At 68.4% G+C, this 16,491-nt stretch carries 14 protein-coding genes and 2 pseudogenes; 7 read left to right on the forward strand and 9 right to left on the reverse strand.

What is annotated here, in order from left to right; translation table 11 throughout:
* Nucleotides 1-573: 573 nt before the first annotated feature.
* Nucleotides 574-1,350 (forward strand): TnsA-like heteromeric transposase endonuclease subunit, encoded by a 777-nt coding sequence (locus IF88_RS49485; protein ID WP_324617240.1) that lies wholly within the window; start codon nt 574-576, stop codon nt 1,348-1,350.
* Between the two features lie 933 nt (nt 1,351-2,283).
* Nucleotides 2,284-4,482, forward strand: coding sequence for a hypothetical protein (locus IF88_RS47060; RefSeq protein WP_158754877.1), 2,199 nt, complete (start codon nt 2,284-2,286; stop codon nt 4,480-4,482).
* Nucleotides 4,483-5,021: 539 nt separating this feature from the next.
* Here the strand turns inward: IF88_RS47060 and IF88_RS0138500 are convergent.
* From IF88_RS0138500 to IF88_RS47530, 3 genes and pseudogenes are all read right to left on the reverse strand, one after another.
* Nucleotides 5,022-5,609, reverse strand: a complete 588-nt coding sequence (locus IF88_RS0138500; protein WP_030723762.1) for an SMI1/KNR4 family protein — start codon at nt 5,607-5,609, stop codon at nt 5,022-5,024.
* Nucleotides 5,610-5,651: 42 nt separating this feature from the next.
* A pseudogene (locus IF88_RS49785) lies at nt 5,652-7,252 on the reverse strand (ISL3 family transposase).
* A gap of 497 nt (nt 7,253-7,749) precedes the next feature.
* A complete protein-coding gene (locus IF88_RS47530; RefSeq protein ID WP_199808202.1) occupies nt 7,750-8,658 on the reverse strand; it encodes a hypothetical protein in 909 nt (302 codons plus the stop codon).
* 173 nt (nt 8,659-8,831) lie between these two features.
* Here IF88_RS47530 and IF88_RS47535 point away from each other — a divergent pair, with 173 nt between their 5' ends.
* A complete protein-coding gene (locus IF88_RS47535; RefSeq protein ID WP_199808203.1) occupies nt 8,832-9,215 on the forward strand; it encodes a hypothetical protein in 384 nt (127 codons plus the stop codon).
* A gap of 18 nt (nt 9,216-9,233) precedes the next feature.
* Here the strand turns inward: IF88_RS47535 and IF88_RS0138515 are convergent, their stop codons facing one another.
* The 3 genes from IF88_RS0138515 to IF88_RS0138525 all read right to left on the reverse strand — a co-directional run bounded on the left by IF88_RS0138515 (nt 9,234) and on the right by IF88_RS0138525 (nt 11,181).
* Nucleotides 9,234-9,638 carry an STAS domain-containing protein gene (locus IF88_RS0138515; RefSeq protein WP_030723768.1) on the reverse strand — a complete coding sequence of 135 codons (405 nt, stop codon included), beginning with the start codon at nt 9,636-9,638 and terminating at the stop codon, nt 9,234-9,236.
* Nucleotides 9,639-9,821: 183 nt separating this feature from the next.
* A complete protein-coding gene (locus tag IF88_RS0138520; protein ID WP_030723771.1) occupies nt 9,822-10,673 on the reverse strand; it encodes a helix-turn-helix domain-containing protein in 852 nt (283 codons plus the stop codon).
* Between the two features lie 310 nt (nt 10,674-10,983).
* Nucleotides 10,984-11,181 (reverse strand): hypothetical protein, encoded by a 198-nt coding sequence (locus tag IF88_RS0138525; protein ID WP_030723772.1) that lies wholly within the window; start codon nt 11,179-11,181, stop codon nt 10,984-10,986.
* A gap of 404 nt (nt 11,182-11,585) precedes the next feature.
* Here IF88_RS0138525 and IF88_RS0138530 point away from each other — a divergent pair, with 404 nt between their 5' ends.
* Entirely contained in the window at nt 11,586-11,789 is a 204-nt protein-coding gene (locus IF88_RS0138530; RefSeq protein ID WP_030723774.1) for a hypothetical protein, read from the forward strand.
* A 9-nt stretch (nt 11,790-11,798) separates the two neighbouring features.
* Here the strand turns inward: IF88_RS0138530 and IF88_RS0138535 are convergent, their stop codons facing one another.
* Entirely contained in the window at nt 11,799-12,035 is a 237-nt protein-coding gene (locus IF88_RS0138535) for a hypothetical protein (protein ID WP_030723776.1), read from the reverse strand.
* A 140-nt stretch (nt 12,036-12,175) separates the two neighbouring features.
* Between IF88_RS0138535 and IF88_RS41665 the strand changes: the two are divergent.
* Nucleotides 12,176-12,595 (forward strand): annotated as a pseudogene (locus tag IF88_RS41665) (pyridine nucleotide-disulfide oxidoreductase); the annotation flags it as partial.
* A gap of 55 nt (nt 12,596-12,650) precedes the next feature.
* Here IF88_RS41665 and IF88_RS0138550 read toward each other — a convergent pair.
* Both IF88_RS0138550 and IF88_RS0138555 read right to left on the reverse strand, forming a co-directional pair.
* A complete protein-coding gene (locus IF88_RS0138550) occupies nt 12,651-13,145 on the reverse strand; it encodes a GNAT family N-acetyltransferase (RefSeq protein ID WP_030723781.1) in 495 nt (164 codons plus the stop codon).
* Nucleotides 13,142-13,507 carry an ArsR/SmtB family transcription factor gene (locus IF88_RS0138555; protein ID WP_030723785.1) on the reverse strand — a complete coding sequence of 122 codons (366 nt, stop codon included), beginning with the start codon at nt 13,505-13,507 and terminating at the stop codon, nt 13,142-13,144. Before IF88_RS0138555 ends, IF88_RS0138550 begins: the two co-directional genes overlap by 4 nt.
* Nucleotides 13,508-13,622: 115 nt before the next feature.
* Between IF88_RS0138555 and IF88_RS0138560 the strand changes: the two genes are divergently transcribed.
* Nucleotides 13,623-14,987 (forward strand): FAD-dependent oxidoreductase, encoded by a 1,365-nt coding sequence (locus tag IF88_RS0138560; protein WP_030723787.1) that lies wholly within the window; start codon nt 13,623-13,625, stop codon nt 14,985-14,987.
* Nucleotides 14,988-14,992: 5 nt separating this feature from the next.
* Entirely contained in the window at nt 14,993-16,213 is a 1,221-nt protein-coding gene (locus tag IF88_RS0138565) for an MFS transporter (protein WP_037808653.1), read from the forward strand.
* The last annotated feature ends 278 nt before the right edge of the window (nt 16,214-16,491 follow it).

Consider the following 16,491-nt stretch of genomic DNA (forward strand, 5'->3'; position numbering starts at 1 on the left):
TCGCCACTCGCTATGACAAAACCCGCGAGTCCTACCAGGCAGCCGTCACCATCGCGTCCCTGTTCCTCTGGCTAAAGCCCCTTTGAAGACACTGCCTAGTCGGGTGCAGATCTTCTGGGTGTGCCTGTTCGTCCTGGCTGACCTGCCGTTGCCTCTTCCAGCCCCTCAGGCCGAACCCCTGGTGCTCGGACCACTCCTTCGAGCAGGAGTTCACCAGAGGCTGTGACCAGCGGGAATGTGCGGCATGCGGAACCTCCGCGGCCCACCTCGAGCCGTCCCGCGCCCGCCAGTGGTGCTCGGGCACCTGCCGGCAAGGAGCGGTCCTCCGGCGAGCCGGACTCCGGGATCGCGCAGCTCAAGCCCCGTGCCGGTCCAGCTTCGCTGTAACCAACCATGCAGTGATCCATCTTCGCCGGCGTAAACAGCCGTCCGTCCAACTTCGATGACGAGCGGTCCAGCTTCGCTGTCACAGGTCAGCCCCGTCCGTTCCGGTTGACCTGTGACAGCGAAGGTGGGCCGTTTGCCACTGAAGTTGGGCCAACGCTAGTTTGTGCCAACGAAGTTGGACCGGCAGTGGATTCGTCAGGCGGGGCCGTAGTGGGGTTACCTGTTCGTGCAGTCGATCAAGCTGTACTCACGGGCTTTGAGCTGGACTTCTCTGTCGACGGGGTACGTAGGCGCCGGCCACTGCAGACGGGTTGGGATGTCCGGTTCGAGGCGGCGGAGCCGGTCCGTGAGTTCACCTGGCACAAGTACGGCCGGGGCTTCGCGGGCTGGTACTACTCGGTGACCGTACGGGATCACGTCGGATACGAGTCGTGGCTGGAGCGGGACCGGCTGGTCTTGCTGGACCGGGACTCACAGGTCACCGCCACCGCCTCGCAGCCGTTCTGGCTTCACTGGCACGACGGCGTCCGCGAGCGCAGGCATGCTCCCGACTACTTCGTCCGGCTCGCCGACGGGCGGGCCCGCGTGGTCGACGTCCGTGCCGAGGACGAAATGGACGAGGAGACCCGGGAGTCCTTCGCCGCGACCGAGCGTGCGTGCGGGGGCGGTGGGATGGGACTTCGCCTGGGTGGGGCGGCCCGATCCGGTGTTCATGGCGAACATCCGCTGGCTGGCCCGCTATATGAACTCACCGGCCTCTGCCCGGCCTGCGAAGGGCCGATGAACAGTGCCACCAGGCGAAAGGCGTGCTCGAAACGCTGCAGTGCCAGGATCGCCCACTGGACCCGCAGCCCGCTCCCGCCGACCGTAATCTGCCGCTACTGCCGGAAACCACTCTTCCCAGAGTCGACGGACGGCCCGCGAGTGGTGCTCGATCGCGTGCAGAACCCAGGAAATGCGTGAACGGCGCGACCTGATCACAGCCGCGAACCCGCCCCAGGAAACGGACGTTGAGCTCGATCCGGCCGGACTGGAGGCCCCCGGGCCCTTCGGGGCGCGGGCCTGCCGGGGCTGTGGGCGGCGCTACCGGCCGCTCAGGATCAACCCCTGGTGCTCTCGCCACTGTCTGCAGCAGGAAGTGCTGAAACGCGCTGAGCTGCAGGAATGCGGAGGCTGCGGAGCCTCGATGGCCCACCGCAAACCGGTCACTGGCCGCATCTGGTGCTCGAAACCATGCCGTGAACGAGCCGACCGCTGGAACGCGGAACTTCGGGAACGCTGGCCAGAGCCGCAGCACCCCCGCCCGCCGACCTGCCGGGGCTGCCACCGCAACTACCAGCCCCTCAGGCCCAACCCTTGGTGCTCGGACGAGTGCTTTGACCAGGAAGTCCTCCGGCGATCTGATCAGCAGGAATGCGCGGCCTGCGGAACCTCCATCGCCGACCGCAAGCCGGGAACCCGCCGCAAGTGGTGTTCGGGCACCTGTCAGCAGAGAGGGTTCCGCTGGCGAGCGGAACTCCGCGACCGCTCTCGCTTTGTTCACGAGAACCGGGTTCTGGCTCACTTTCCGTGAGCGCGCACCGTGAGTGAAGGCCGACGACCGATCCCGCCGTCCTAGTTGCCAGAAAACCATAGGTAGCGATCTTGGATGAGCTGACAGTTCCGGTACGTCCCGTCGATCCCGGATATCGCGGCGCTGTCGGTCGACGTGAACGATGAGGCGGTATTGATAGGGGCGAGCTGCCGGGCTGACCCGCCGCTACGGCCGGTGGACCGAGAGCCTTCGTCCGCAGCACTGCAGCCTGTCTCAGCGTAGAGAGCCATTCGGCTGAACTGCCGCTACAGATCTGTGCGCAGCGGCCATAGCTCTATGGGGGCCGATATATAGAGGTGCTCATGAGCCCTGTCCGCTGGTTTGGTGTCGTGCTGCTGGTTCTTGCTGCGACGGCCGCGGCCCCACCCAGCGCAGGTGGAACAGCCTTGGTGGCGCCGAGCCCAAACGTCCCATCCACCGTGTGCTCAACAGCGGACGAGTTTGTAGCCAACGGTCACCTGGCCGAAGCCGCCACCCTCTTCATGCCTGTCGCGGGTAAAGACCCCCTACCTTGCGCAGCCAGAGGCTTGGAGGATATCGACAAAAAGCGGCAGGAAGCCCGAGATCTTGTTTCCAAGGGGCAGGGGTTGCTCCGGGCCGGTGAACTGACTAGTTCGGCTGCAGCGTTCGAGACAGCGCTGCTTAAAGATGAGGCGAATACGGAGGCGCTCAAGGGACTGACAGAGGCCACAGGCTCGAAGAGACGCCCAGCGGAGCGGAGGTGGGACCGCTTCTATGACGACTGGTTGAGACCAGCCCTGAAACTCATCGTGCCAGTCGTCGTCACTCTCCTTGTTCTACTATCCCTCGGGAGCTTGCTTTCTCGGTGGCTCGTCAGAGTCGAATCAGTGGAGTGGCCGAGCGTCGTGCGCCAGCCGCTGAAATATCTCGGTTATCTGATTCTGGTGGGCGCAGCGGTGACTCTGCCCGTTCATGCGATGGTCCCCTTTGGCCCAGCCCCTCTCGTGCCGCGGCCGGCGTTTTGGACACTGCTCGTTCTTTTCGTCATCGCGATCCTTGCCGTTCCGCTGGCGGTTCTCATTTCCGAGGCAGAGCGCACCAAGGACGGCTGGCGGAATCGTTGCGTCGCGCGCCACTGGCTACGGTTCGATGGGACCCTGAGAATCCTCATCATCATTGGCCTTTTCGTGGTGGTGTTTCTCAGCAGCAAGGATCACGAAGCCCTGGCTCGGTGGCGACTCCTCGCCGCATACGGGCTACTCACCGCTTACGGCCTGGTCCTCACAGCGGCGATGCTCGGCCAGAATTTGCGCCTTCAAGTCGCTGTACAGACCGCCGACGGAAAGACGGACGCAGCAGCGACCGACTACCTACTCGCCCGCTTGCAGACCCTCGGGGCAGAAACGCCGGCGCGCCTGCGGACGCACAATTCAACCTCTCCGACGGCGCTTAGTACCGTCGACAGCGAAGCCCTGAGCGCACTGCCTGCGGGAAGGGTAATCGGAGCGCTGTCCAGCCTCTACTTCGCGCTCCGTCCAGACCTCACCTGGCGCGCTAGAGCAAACATCGTCGACGCCAACCGCGTCGCTATCACCCTCTCCCGCAACGGCAGCCACGCCGCAAGCATGATTTTCAGCCGCCTCGATCTTGGGCTCCCTGAAGTCGATGCCAGCACAGAAGGTGACCGCATGCGAGCCCAGCTGTTGACCGGAGCTGCAGCGTTCATCCTTGTGCAGTTGAGCGAAGCACATCCATACCTGCAGCGGGGCCTGTACAAAGCCCGGAACTGGAAGAGTGTCGCCCTTCACGTCATCGCTGCCAGCGACTCGCTCATCGACAACCACGACCAGCGCACATCACTGCTCGCCCGTGCAGTGAACGAGGACCCCACCTACCCTTTGGCGCGTCTTGAATACTTGTGGGCACTCCAGAGCGCTACGAAGATTGGCGAGCCTGCCTACCGACAGTTCGCCGACGCGCTAGATAACGAACTCCAAGAATTGAATCTTGAAGCCGGATCGCCGCTCCTTCTCCGAGCCCTATATCGCGGCACAGCCCAGCGGATCAACCTTCACGCGGAAGACGGATATCCGGCGGGCGACCCCAATCTGCTAGATGCCAAAAGGTTCGCACAAGAGTTTGTGCGACAGTGTGAAGCGACCGCAAAGGGGAACCCACCCCAGTGGGCGGCATACGCCGAGCAGGTGAAGCCCATCGCCGACGTTCTGCTGCGCCAGATTGAATCCTTGACCGAACCCCGAATTATTGGGCCCCTCCGCCCAGCGGATAAGACTGTAGTTCCCCGGCGCGCCTACGAGAATGCATGCCTGGACTCATTCCTTGCACTTCGGCAGGGTTACGATCCAGAGAATGCCATCCGGCAGGCGCGCTTCGCACTACCGAATGATCGAGATAGGGATGAAGCGAAACAGGATCCATGCCTGAAGCTGCTGCGTGAGAGGGACGATTTCCGGGCACTGGTTGCCCCAGCCCGACGCGAAGAACGGATCAGGCGCCTCTCTCGCCGCGGCAAGAGATGATGGCTGGCTTCCGATGGCCATCCTCGTCCCGAGCGATGAACTGTGAGTGGACGGCGCCCGAGCGCACTGGGCTGCTGACCCCTCCGTCCTGTCCGTCGCATTCCTGCAGCTCTACAACCACATGGCCGAGGGGGCCATGGCCCGGGAATGCGCAGCTGGTACCCGTGGCGGTCGGTGCCGGTGTTGATGGCACCGGAGTAGACCTTGCTGCCGTCCCGGTAGAGGTGCTCCCTGCCCCACACGTCGCAGGCGCGGCCAGACCAGCCTGGCGAGTGCGGTAGCGGCTTCAACGGTGATCGTGCTGACGAGCCTGGTCGGAGTCGTTGTGCAGCGGCTGGTGGGCGTGCATGTCGGTGGTCGGCGACGCCCTCGTCCTGGCGAACATCTTCCGCATTGCACCACGGTCCCAGATGACGCAACGTCACCGCGACAAGAATCCGTTGATCGTTCTCACGGAATGTGTGCCAGAACCGAGAACCGACAGCCGATGTTCACCACTTCGGGCTCTGGCTCACTTTCCGTGGAGTGATTACGGGGAGTCAGATCTTGGGAGCCAGGCGATGGCGGTTTGGATGAGCGCGAAGCCTCGGTGAGGTGAGTTCCAGGGCCCGGTTGTCGCGTCCGGCGCTCATGTGGTTGAGCCAGCGTTCGTACCAGTCGAGGAAGTCGGTAGCGGAGGAGACGTTGGGGCCCCAGTAGCCGTCGCTGTTACCGATGAGGACGCGGCCGGTGAGGGGGCCGGTCACCGCGATGACGCATACGTCGGTGCAGCCCATCTCGATGATGTGGAGGAAGAGATCGCGTCCGTGGGCCCTGGGGTCTCTGCCGTCGAAGCCGCGGGGCTTCCCTGGTTCTCCGCGGGGATTCATGACCAGCAGGGAACACTGCTCCAGCGGCATGAGGCCGTAGAACGGTGCCGCGCCTGAGCCGCCGACGTGCGTGAGGAACTGCCGATAGGCGTCGGGCAGGACGATGTCGTGCTCGGCCTCGAACGCCGCGACGCGTGCTCCCGCCAGCTTCGGGCCGAGGCAGAACTTGTGCTGCTCTTCCCCGAAGGAGTGGCCGCGCAGTGGTTGGAATGGGATCGCGGCCAGCTTGCGGCGCAGGCGGGGTATGCGGGGATCCATCGTGTTCTTCTCTCGTCCCTGTCACCCTATGGGTGGGTGTCCTCAGTTGGCCAGAAGAACCCTCTTCCGTAACAGAGCAAAGCCGGCCCGTCCGAACATCTGGCGCTTGAGCATCTTGATCCGGTTGACGTGTCCTTCGACGACACCGGAGCTCCAGGGCAGGGTGAGGCCGGCGATGACGGCATCACGGTCACGTTCGATGCCCGCGGCGAGGGTGTGGAGGCTGGGGAGGTCGTCTTGCCGGACAGCGTCCAGCCACTCCGGTAGCCGTTCGCCTCGGCGCTCGGTGAGCATCTGGGCGAAGGACCGGACGTGACCGGTGAGGGCGTCGAGTTCGGGGCAGTGAGCCAAGACACCTTGAGTCGAAGGTGGTCGATCTCCGAAAGGGCCTCAGGTCTCCGGAGAATCCAGCCGGCGACGACGCGGGGCGACGGTGGCCGAGCTGTGATCGAGTTGGGAGAGGTCCTCTTCTCCCGGAAGTAGGCGCGAACACGCTGGTAGCTGCCCTGATAGCCGAGCGGCACGATCTCCTCCCATACCGCCCAGGCGGTGGTGCAGCCCTGGTTCCAGCGGTCATCCAGGTAGGGCTTGAACGCGTCCAGCTTGGACGGTCGACCCTGCCACTGCCCGCGAAAGAGGTCCTCCGGGGTGGCCGCGTCGGCGAAGAGCTTGACGGTGCGCGAGGTCATGCCGAGTTGGCGGCCGATCGCCCTCCGGCTCAGGCCGGAGGCCAGTAGTTCGTGGACGGTCGCGTGCTTGGCGCGGGTGCGGTCGGCAAATCGATGTCCCGTAGGCCACGGCGAGCCGGAAGGGTCTTCGAACTTCTCCGGCTCGGGCGCAGGCTCAGCTGGATCTGGCGCCAGCACCCGTAGGCACCCGCGGTGGTCTGCGACACAACGCTCGGCAGCTTCGCTCAGGTTGTGCCAAAGGTGCCACCTGTCCGCCACCTGCACCGCCTGGGGTGCCCCGGCTGTGGCGCCTTCGGCGAAGAACGGTGCCCGATCGCGGCATACCACCTCCACTGTGGGCCGCGTCGTGAGCCAAGCGGCCAGGCTGGATGCCTCCCGGTCGGGCAGTAGGTCCACCGGCCTACGGCTTTCGACGTCGACCAGGACAGTCCCGTAGTGGCGGCCCTTACGGGTCGCGTACTCATCGACGCCGACGACGCGCGGGACGGGAACTTCCGGGTCGGGCAAGGCTTCGACCAGCCTCAGCACCGTGCTGCGACTGACGGATATGCCGAAGACTCTCGCCATGCGGGCCCCGGCTCGACCGGCGAGCGCGAGGCCGACTGCGGCCAGCGTCGACCGCAGGCGCTCGGTCCGCCGGCCATATCGGCGGGCCAGCCCCGTCATCTGCTCGGCGAAGGTCCGACGACCGCAGGAATTGACCGGGCAGAGGAACCGGCGGACGCGTAAACAGAGGACGACCCGTCTGCCCCCACTGGGCACATCAGCGGGAAACCGCAGGTAGGAGCTGTGAACTCGTCGAGACCACCTCCCGCAACCAGGGCAATCGGACCCGGCCACCGTACTTCGGGCCTCGATGCGTACCGCCTCATCGTTCACGTCGACCGACAGCACGGCCACACCTGCGATTGACGGGAACAGCAACTCCTCCAGCCGGAGCACCACTTCTTTCACGGGCCGAACTGTCAGCCACACCGCACTGGGGACGGATCATTTTCAGGCAGCTTCCCGAGGTGCTGTCCGCCCGACGAACGTCACTCAGCGTGGTGATTCACGGAATGTGAGCCAGAACCCGAAGTGATGAACATCGGTTCTCGTGAACAAAGCCACCGCACGGCATGAGTCAACATCAGCCCAACTTCGCTGTCACAAAACATGCAGTGACCCATCTTCGATGGCATAAACGGTCATCGGCCCGACTTCCGTGGCAAACGGTCCGTCTTCGCTGTCACAGGTCACCGGTCTGCCGCACGCCCCACTCCGGCGGCGTGCAACGCGAGTGCAACAGGCCCCTGCAACACACACCGTGTTGCGGCTCTGACCTGCGTAAAGATGGGTCAACCTCGTGCACCGCACGATGCGACGCTGGTGTTCTCTGACTGGCCGAGCTCTAGGTGTGGAGTCGGGTGCGGCGGGTCTGAACGAGCTGGTGCCAGCGGGCACGGACCTCGTCAGGGCCGCCGAGCCAGTTGGCGAGGGACGCGGTCAAAGGCAGGTCGGCCATGAAGTGGGCGATATCTGCGTAGTAGGCGTAGTCGCCGGTCCGGGCAAGGTCGCGCAGCCTGGCGATGACGGCGCGGACCTCGTCGTGATCGCCTTGGACGGCGTGGTGGAAGGCGAGGGCGAGTTCGAGGGCGGCTTCGGCCGCGGTGATGCCAGCCTCGCGGATCTCGGCTCAGCAGAGCGCGGGCGGCCTCGAGGCCGCGCAGGGTGCCCGCGTCGCGGACAAGCGCGGCGATCCTCAGCGTGAAGCTGGTGGCGCGAAGGTCAAGGCCGGTGAGGAGCTGTTCGGCGAGGTGGAGTTCGTCGTCCGCGGTGTCGGGGTCGGTGAAGGCGAGCACGAGAGCGCGCTGGGCCTGGCTGGTGGCGCGTTCTCCGGCGACGCTGTGCTGCTCGGCCTGGTCGCGGGCTGCGGTGTAGGCGGCGGCCGCGCGGTTCATGTCGCCGTGGGGCCAGTAGATGTCGCCTTCGACGCGGTGCTGACGGCCGGCCCATCCGAGGGTCTGCGCGGTGTCGTACGCGGTAGGGAAGTCGCCGGCGAGGCGGGCGAGGTGGACCAGGCCCCGGCGAGCGCGGGGGCGAGGCGGCCCCCCGTCGGCGACGAGCTGCATCCCTTGACGGGAGGCGGCGGACTGGCCGAGGTCGCGGTGGGCCTTGGCGAGGTAGTACACGGCCATCTGCTGCAGGTCAGCTGGCAGCAGTCCGCTGCTGGTGACGCTGGTGAGACGGGAGGCGGTGACGGAGCGGTGTTCGTGCTGGCGGCGGGCGAGCGCGGCGAGGAGTTCGACGAGGGCGTCGGCGGCCGTCTCCAGGCCGCTGGTGCCGCCGGGTCGGGCGGGTGGGGCGATGGGCTCCCACACGGAGTCGCTGACATAGGCCCAGGCGGCGTCCGCGAGCCAGCCGAGGTCGAGACGGAAGTCCCGGCAAGGGGGAGACCCTGGCGCAGGCAGCCGACCAGGAGCATCCGGTCCCGGCCGGTGGCTTCGGAGGCGGTCCACTGGGCACCGAGGGCGGCCAGGGCTCGGCTGGCGGCTTGCTGCCAGTCGCGCTCGGTCCAGCGGTCGTCGGTGGCGTCGTCGGCGCTGCGGATGGTGGAGCGGATCAGGCCGTGCAGGTGGTACGGCCACAGCCCGAAGGGCTGTTCGCGGATGAAAGGCCGCTCGATCAGCCGCTGGGCCGGGGCCTCGTGCGCCAGGCCGGCGGCGGCGGTGGCGAGGGTGAGGTCGAAGGCGTCCAGCAGGCTGATGGAGCGCAGGACGTGCCGCTCGTCGTGGGTGAGGTCGGAGAGGGTGCGGGCGATCAGGGCGCCGAAGTCGTGGTCGAAGTCGGCGGGGACCGGCTCGCGGGTACGGCGGATCTCTCCGACTTCGTGGAGTGGCGAGGCGCCGGCCCCGGAGAGTGGGAACCGTTCGTGTGAGGAACGGACCGGGCCGTGCTAGACGCCGGACAGCCATCCGGCACCGAAATCCGAGAGGTCGCGTGCGCGCTGCGCCCGTTCCTCGAGCAGCCGGCGAAAGCCCGCCACGGCGTACCGTTCCCCGGTGGCCGAGCCGCGCCCGCGGATGCCCGCGACGTCGGCCATGAACTGCTGGGGCTGGGGCTGCCAGCCGACGACCAGGACGCGCAAGCCCAGGCTCTCCGCCCGCCGGTGCAGGGCCAGGAGGTGGAGCAGGCCGTCGACGTCCATGGACATCGCGCCGTGCAGGTCGACCATGAGGTCCCGCTCGTCGACGGTGACGTCGTCCAGCGCCCGCTGGAGCGCCGAGCCCGCGCTTTCGTCGAGTGCTCCGGTGACGCTGACCAGGACCGTGCCGTGGCGTTGAATGTTCGTGGTGATCAATGCGTTCTCCTCCCGCCCGGGGCGCCGGGGCCCTCGGGCTCTCCATCCTGGCGCGGCGTTCCCCCGGACGGGTGTGAGGCTCGCTGAAGCTCCGGCATCAACCCGGCCCGGTACGGATCAACGCCTGCCCGACCCGGGTGAGACGTTGATCGCTGCTTGGCCAGCGAGGGTTAGATATGCCCGCTACCTGGTGTGGGTCTCTGCGGCGCGGGTGATGAACCGGCGGGTGCTGTCCGGGTTCAGAGCCTGGGCCTGTAGATGTTCGTATATGACGCTGTAGCGCTCGACGTCGGATCGTTTCTCCAGGTAGAGGTCGCTGGTGAACCGTTCGAGATACACCGTCCCCGCCCCGGGAGCGTCCGCGAAGTCGAGGAGCGAGAACTGCCCCGAGACGCCCGGATGGGCTCCCACGCAGTGCGGGAGGACCTGCACGGTGATGTACGGCTGGGCAGTGAGGTAGTTCAGGTGCTCCAGCTGTTCGCGCATGATGGCGGGGCTGCCGACCACGCGGCGCAGTGCCGATTCGTCGAGTACCACGCGTAAGCGCAGGGGGCGGGCCGGGTGGTGGAACCGGTGCTGACGGCGCAGCCGTACCTCAAGGCGCGTGGCGATCTCGTCGGGCGTGGCCTGAGGTTCGGCGATGACGGCGGCCGCGTAGGCGGGGGTTTGCAGGAGGCCGGGGATCACCAGGGGCTCGTAGGTGAGGATGGATGCGGCTGCCGTCTCCAGGCCGATGTAGACGGCGTAGGGGACTTCGCCGAAGGCGACCCACCAGCCCTGCCGGTCCGATTCACCGGCCATCCTCATCAACGAGTCGATGACCTGCTGGTCGATGACTCCGTAGAGACTGCACAGGTCCCGCACATCGCGGGGCTTGATGGCACGGCGGCCGTTCTCCAGGTGACTGATCTTGGGCTGGGACATCACCAGTCGCTCGGCGACCTGGGTACTGGTCAGGCCACCGGCCAGGCGGAGCCGGCGCAGCTCCGCGCCCAGCCGGCGTCTTCTGACGGTGGGGTTTCCGTTCACCGCCACGGGCGGTCCACCTCCGGCTCGGGACCATCTACCAGCCGCGCAGATGCCAGGGCCGGGCCCGGCCGAACGCGTTCGCCGTCCAGAAATGATCAACGAGTGTTTCTGCGCGGCGTCACCTTCGCGCGAGCCGGGCTCACCCAGGTAGCCGTCGACGGGCAGCCGGCTGCGCGGCCCTTCCCTTCTTTTTCCGGGCGCTCGCCGGAGGCGGAGCGGGCGGGCCTGTCGGTCGGCTGTGGGCGGGACGTGACAGAGCCCGGCCGGGTGACTACGGTCCCGGCCGGGCTCTGCGTGCGTGGGGTGCTGCTTTGCTTCAGAGTTCTTCGTCGCGCAGGTCGCGCTCTTCGTGGAGCGGGTTGTCCTCGCGGCGCCGCTTGGTCTCCTCGGGGCTCTTGCCGCGGGACGGCTGGCCGGGCTGGGGGTGGACCGGGTCCTGGCCGGGTCGCTGCGGGCGCTGCTGCTCTTCGCGGCCCTTGCCCGGCTCCTGGCGCTTGTCCTGCGTACCGCCCATGACGGCGACTCCTCTTGATGCGGGGGGTGAGGGATTCCTCGTCCTCACGCTCACACGGACAGTTACCATCCGCATCATTTCGGCTACGGATCGTGGCGCAAGGGTGATGCCGGGACCGGGGTGGCCAACCGGCGTGACCTGCGGGGAGCCGCAGGCGTTGAGAGCGGCGACACGTGCCCCCGGCCCTTCGCTCCCCCCGGGCCGGAATCCGTGTGACGGCCCCTGCCTCGCCCCCCGGCGGCAGGGGCCGTCGTGGATTCCTGGGCTTCTGCCGCCGTCACGGCATCGGTTGCGTCTCGTTGCCCCCGTCGGTGGTCGGCCGGATCGTCGACGTGCCCCGGCACCACGATGACGGAACGGTCACGCGCCGCCACATCGGCCGCCCAGGTTCGTTGGACCCGGGCATGGAGCAGAAAACCGTTTCGCCTCCGGAGCGAGCCGGATTCGCCCGGCTGGCCGAGGAGTTCTGGCAGGGGTCCGACGCGCCGATCTACGACGCCGTCGAGCGGCAGTGGCTCACTGAGGGCCGGGAGGTGCCCCGCCGTCCGGGCCTGGCGTGGGGCGGCCGGCGCCCGGTGAGTGCCGGAGACCTGTTCCGCCGTGCCTGAATCACATCCTCACTCCGTTGCGTACAGCCGCTCGCGCAGGTGCAGCAGGGCCGTGGTGTCCGCGACGGCGGCCAAAGTGGCCAGCAGGGCGCGGATGCGGGCGTCGTCGCCCTCACGGACCGCCTGCACGATGTTCTCGATCACCTCGCGGGCGCTGGGGTCCATACCCGCCGGACCGGCCGTGGAGGGGCCATGGCCGGCCTGGTCGCCGCGGCGCTCGTCGGGGACCCGGTGCGCTGCTGTCATGTCATCCCCCAACGGATCGCATTAGTCCCAGGTCACGACCGCCGCAAAAGGGTGGGACGGCCTTTCCCGCCAGGACACGATCCGCCGCATAGTGCGGGCAGGACAGGACATGCCACGTCACCGTCAGGCGGCACCCGGCCGCAACCGCGATCGTACGAGCTTGGCCGTCAGCTCGCACCGACACCGGCGGCGTCGCCTCCCTCGGCGACATCGTCGCCGTACCCCCCGTCCGCGCCGCGGACGCCGGACTCGTGCACACCAAGCCGATGTTCACCCGCCTCACCGCCACCGGCGTGGAATGGGCCGACGGAACCGTCGCGGAGGCAGACGCAATCATCTGGTGCACCGGTTTCCGCCCCGCGCTCGCGCCCTTCGCGTCCATGCGCCTGCGCGGCGCCCGTGGCCACATCGCGACCGCCGGCACCCGGGCCGTGGACGAGCCGCGCCTGCACCTGCTCGGCTACGGCGACTGGACCGGCCCCGCCTCCGCCACCCTCATCGGCGTCGGCCGCCCGGCCCGCGACGCCGCCCGCGAGATCGCCGAACTCCTGCGCCGCTGAACCCCTGGGCGGGAGTGTGGTGAAGGTGAAGCGGGGCCGGGAATTGCGGGGGCTCTCAGCTGATCCGCGGGCTGCGGCGCTCCAGCAGTACGACATCGCGCCACACGCCGTGGTGGCGGCCGATGCGCTCACGGATCCCGACGACCCGGAATCCGGCCCGCGCGTGGACGGCGAGGCTGGCGGCGTTCTCGGGGAAGATCCCGGACTGGATCGTCCAGATCCCCGTGGCTTCCGTGGAGGTGATCAGCGCGTCCAGAAGTGTCCTGGCCACACCGCGCCCACGAGCCCCCGGGTGGACGTAGACGGAGTGCTCCACGACACCGGCGTACGCGCAGCGGTCGGACACCTTGGTGGCGGCCACCCAGCCCAGCAGCTTGCCGTCGGTGTCGAGCGCGGCGAAGCGGTGCTCGGGCAGCTTTGCCGCATCGAACTCCGGCCAGGTCGGGGCGGTGGTCTCAAAGGTCGCGTTGCCCTCGTCGATGCCCGCCTGGTAGATCGCCAGGACCGCATCGGCGTGCGCGCCGGTCAGCGGCGTGAGGGTGATGCTCACGCGGTGGCCGCGCGGGTGAGGAGCTGGCCCATGGCCGCGAGGACCGCGGGCTCGACCCGGTAGTACACCCAGGTCCCGCGCCGTTCGGAGGAGAGCAGGCCGGCCTCGCGGAGCTTCTTCAGGTGGTGGGAGACGGTGGGCTGGGAGACACCGACGTCGGAGATGTCGCACACGCACGCCTCGCCGCCCTCGTGGGAGGCGACGGCGGAGAACAGGCGCAGGCGTACCGGATCGCCGAGGGCCTTGAAGATGAGGGCGGTCCGTTCGGCCTCCTCGGCCGTCAGGGGGCGCTCGGTCAGGGGCGGGCAGCACGGGGCCGCGGCCTCCGGCTCCAGCAGCGGCAACACCTTCACAGTGGACATGCCCCCATCATCCTTCGAACTTCGACAGATGTCTATGTTGACGTACGTCGATCCCAGGGTGCACTCTTGAGGCGTCAGGACATTGACAGGCGTCGAATCAATTGGGGAGCCCGTCGTGAACGCATCTACCGAAGCCCTGCCCGTCGCCGTGATCGGAGCGGGCCCCGTCGGCCTGGCGGCCGCAGCGCACCTCACCGGGCGCGGCATCACGCCGCTGGTCCTGGAAGCCGGAACGTCCGCCGCCACCGCGGTACGCGAATGGGGCCACGTACGGCTGTTCTCCACCTGGTCCGAGCTCGTGGACCCGGCCGCCGAGAAGCTCCTGGCCCCCGGCTGGACGGCACCCGACGGCGGGAGCTATCCCTCCGGCGCGGACTGGGCCGCCCTCTACCTCCAGCCCCTCGCCGACGTCCTCGGGGAGAAGGTCCGCTACGGCGCCACCGTCACCGGCGTCTCCCGCCTGGGCCGCGACCGGATCGTGGACGCCGACCGCGAGCAGCAGCCCTTCACGGTGCGCATCGTGAACGCGGACGGCGCCGAGGAGCGCATCCTGGCCTCCGCCGTCATCGACGCCTCCGGCACCTGGTCCACACCCAGCCCCATCGGCGGCGACGGCCTGCCCGCCCTCGGCGAGAAGGCGGCCGCCGACAGGATCTCCTACCGGATCCCCGACCTCAAGGACCCGGCCGCCCGCGGCCGCTACGCGGGCAAGCGCACCGCCGTCATCGGGTCGGGTGCCTCCGCCTTCACCGCGCTGGCCTACCTCGCCGACCTCGCCAAGGCCGACGACGGGAGCGGCACGCATGCCACCTGGATCCTGCGCCGCGGCATCTCCGGCTCCACCTTCGGCGGCGGCAGCGCCGACCAGCTCCCCGCCCGCGGCGCCCTCGGCCTGGCCGCCAAGGCCGCCGTCGACAACGGCTACGCCGACGCCGTCACGGGCTTTCGCACCGACGCCATCCAGCGCGACCACGACGGCCGCCTGGTGCTGGTCGCCGAGGACGGCCGCCGCCTCGACGCGGTCGACGAGGTCATCGTCCTCACCGGCCTCCGCCCCGACCTCTCCTTCCTCGACGAGCTGCGCCTGGCCCTGGACGAGCGCCTCCAAGCGCCGGTCGACCTCGCGCCGCTGATCGACCCCAACCAGCACTCCTGCGGCACCGTCTACCCGCACGGCGTGAACGAGCTGTCCCACCCCGAACAGGGCGTCTACCTCGTCGGCATGAAGTCCTACGGCCGCGCGCCCACCTTCCTGGCCATGACCGGCTACGAGCAGGTCCGCTCCATCGCCGCCCACCTCGCAGGCGACCAGGAAGCCGCCGAACGCGTAGAGCTGACCCTCCCGGAGACCGGAGTGTGCGGCGGCGCCGGCCTCTTCGACCAGCCCCAAGCCGCCGAAGAAACCAGCGGCGGCGGCTGCTGCGCGGCCCCCGCGACCCTGACCATCGGCGCCCCCGCCTCCTCTTCCGGCGGCTGCTGACCAACATGCCGCACACCGAGGCCGGCGTGGCCGCGACCGGGACGGGGGTCCGGTCGCGGCCACGCGCCGCACTACCCGCCCTGTGCGTCACTCAGATCACCAGCTGGGGAATCCTCTACTACGCCTTCCCCGTCCTGAACCCCGCCATCACCGCCGACACCGGCTGGAGCCCAGCCGCGACCACCGCCGCGTTCTCCGCCGCCCTCCTCGTCTCCGCCCTCACCGGCATCTACGTCGGCCGCGTCCTGGACCACCACGGCCCCCGCACCGTCATGACGGCCGGCTCCGTCCTCGGCGTGCTCAGCCTGCTCACCGTGGCCGCCGCCCCCAACCTCGCCGTGTTCGCCCTCGGGTGGCTGCTGGCCGGAGCGGCGATGGCCGCCACCTTCTACCAGCCCGCCTTCGCCGCCCTCACCCGCTGGTGGGCCCCCGACCACATCCGCGCCCTGACCATCGTCACCCTCGCCGGCGGCCTCGCCTCCACACTCTTCGCACCCCTGACCGCGCTCCTCGCCGACCACATGTCCTGGCGCGCCACCTACACCACGCTCGCCGCGATCCTCGCGCTCGTCACCATCCCCGCCCACGCCCTCGCCCTCAAAGCCCCCTGGCCGCCCGCCCCCAAAGGCCCCGCCCATGCAGCCGGTGGCAGAGATTCCGTGGTGCGCAGCAGGGCGTTCGGGATGCTGGCGGTCACCTTCACCCTCTCCGGGTTCGCGATGTACGCCGTCGTGATGGGACTCGTGCCACTCCTGCTCGAACGCGGCTACACCGCCACCCAAGCGGCCTGGGCCCTCGGACTCGGCGGTGCCGGACAGACTCTCGGCCGCACCCTCTACGCGACCTTGGCCCGCCGCACCGGCACCACCGCCCGCACCACCACGCTGGTCGGACTCGGCGGCCTCACCACCGCAGCCCTCGCGGTCACCGCAGGTCCCTACGCACTCCTGGTCGCACTCGCCGTGGTCGCGGGAACGGTCCGCGGCAACCTCACACTCCTCCAGGCCACCGCCGTCACCGACCGCTGGGGCACCACCCACTACGGCCGCCTCTCCGGACTCCTCGCCGCACCAGCCCACACCGCGGCCGCCCTCGCCCCCTTCGCCGGCACTGCCCTCGCCGCGCCCCTCGGCGGCTACCCCGCCCTCTTCGTACTGCTCGCTGCGGTTTCCGCACTGGCGGCCGTCGCTGCTTTCGGCGCCCAGCCGTACCGTCCACCCGCGTGAGGTTTTCCACAACGGAAGCCGCAGCCAGGCACGCCTACGGCCAACTACCGCTCAAAGAGGCCAACTACGTCTCAAAGCCACAGCGGGCTGAGACTCAGACCGATAGTTGGCGGCTGCGTTCGCGGTTTCCGCAGGTCAGGTTCGAGGCTCAGATCGCTAGTTGGCGGGTTCTCCGACCGTTACTGAGCTTTTCGGGTTGTCGTCGGGTGGTGACGGTTCATGATCCCTGCGGTATGCCGGTGGTATGCGTTATCCGGAGGGTGGGGGCCTGACCGCTG

Source organism: Streptomyces sp. NRRL F-2580, from assembly GCF_000720115.1.
Classification (GTDB): Bacteria; Actinomycetota; Actinomycetes; order Streptomycetales; family Streptomycetaceae; genus Streptomyces.

What these genes read in the sequence shown, in the direction of transcription:
- IF88_RS47060 (WP_158754877.1), top strand. Translation starts at nt 2,284, where the DNA reads ATGAGCCCTGTCCGCTGGTTTGGTGTCGTGCTGCTGGTTCTTGCTGCG.
- IF88_RS0138500 (WP_030723762.1), bottom strand. Translation starts at nt 5,609, where the DNA reads ATGGATCCCCGCATACCCCGCCTGCGCCGCAAGCTGGCCGCGATCCCA.
- IF88_RS0138525 (WP_030723772.1), bottom strand. Translation starts at nt 11,181, where the DNA reads ATGGGCGGTACGCAGGACAAGCGCCAGGAGCCGGGCAAGGGCCGCGAA.
- IF88_RS0138530 (WP_030723774.1), top strand. Translation starts at nt 11,586, where the DNA reads ATGGAGCAGAAAACCGTTTCGCCTCCGGAGCGAGCCGGATTCGCCCGG.
- IF88_RS0138535 (WP_030723776.1), bottom strand. Translation starts at nt 12,035, where the DNA reads ATGACAGCAGCGCACCGGGTCCCCGACGAGCGCCGCGGCGACCAGGCC.
- IF88_RS0138555 (WP_030723785.1), bottom strand. Translation starts at nt 13,507, where the DNA reads ATGTCCACTGTGAAGGTGTTGCCGCTGCTGGAGCCGGAGGCCGCGGCC.
- IF88_RS0138565 (WP_037808653.1), top strand. Translation starts at nt 14,993, where the DNA reads ATGCCGCACACCGAGGCCGGCGTGGCCGCGACCGGGACGGGGGTCCGG.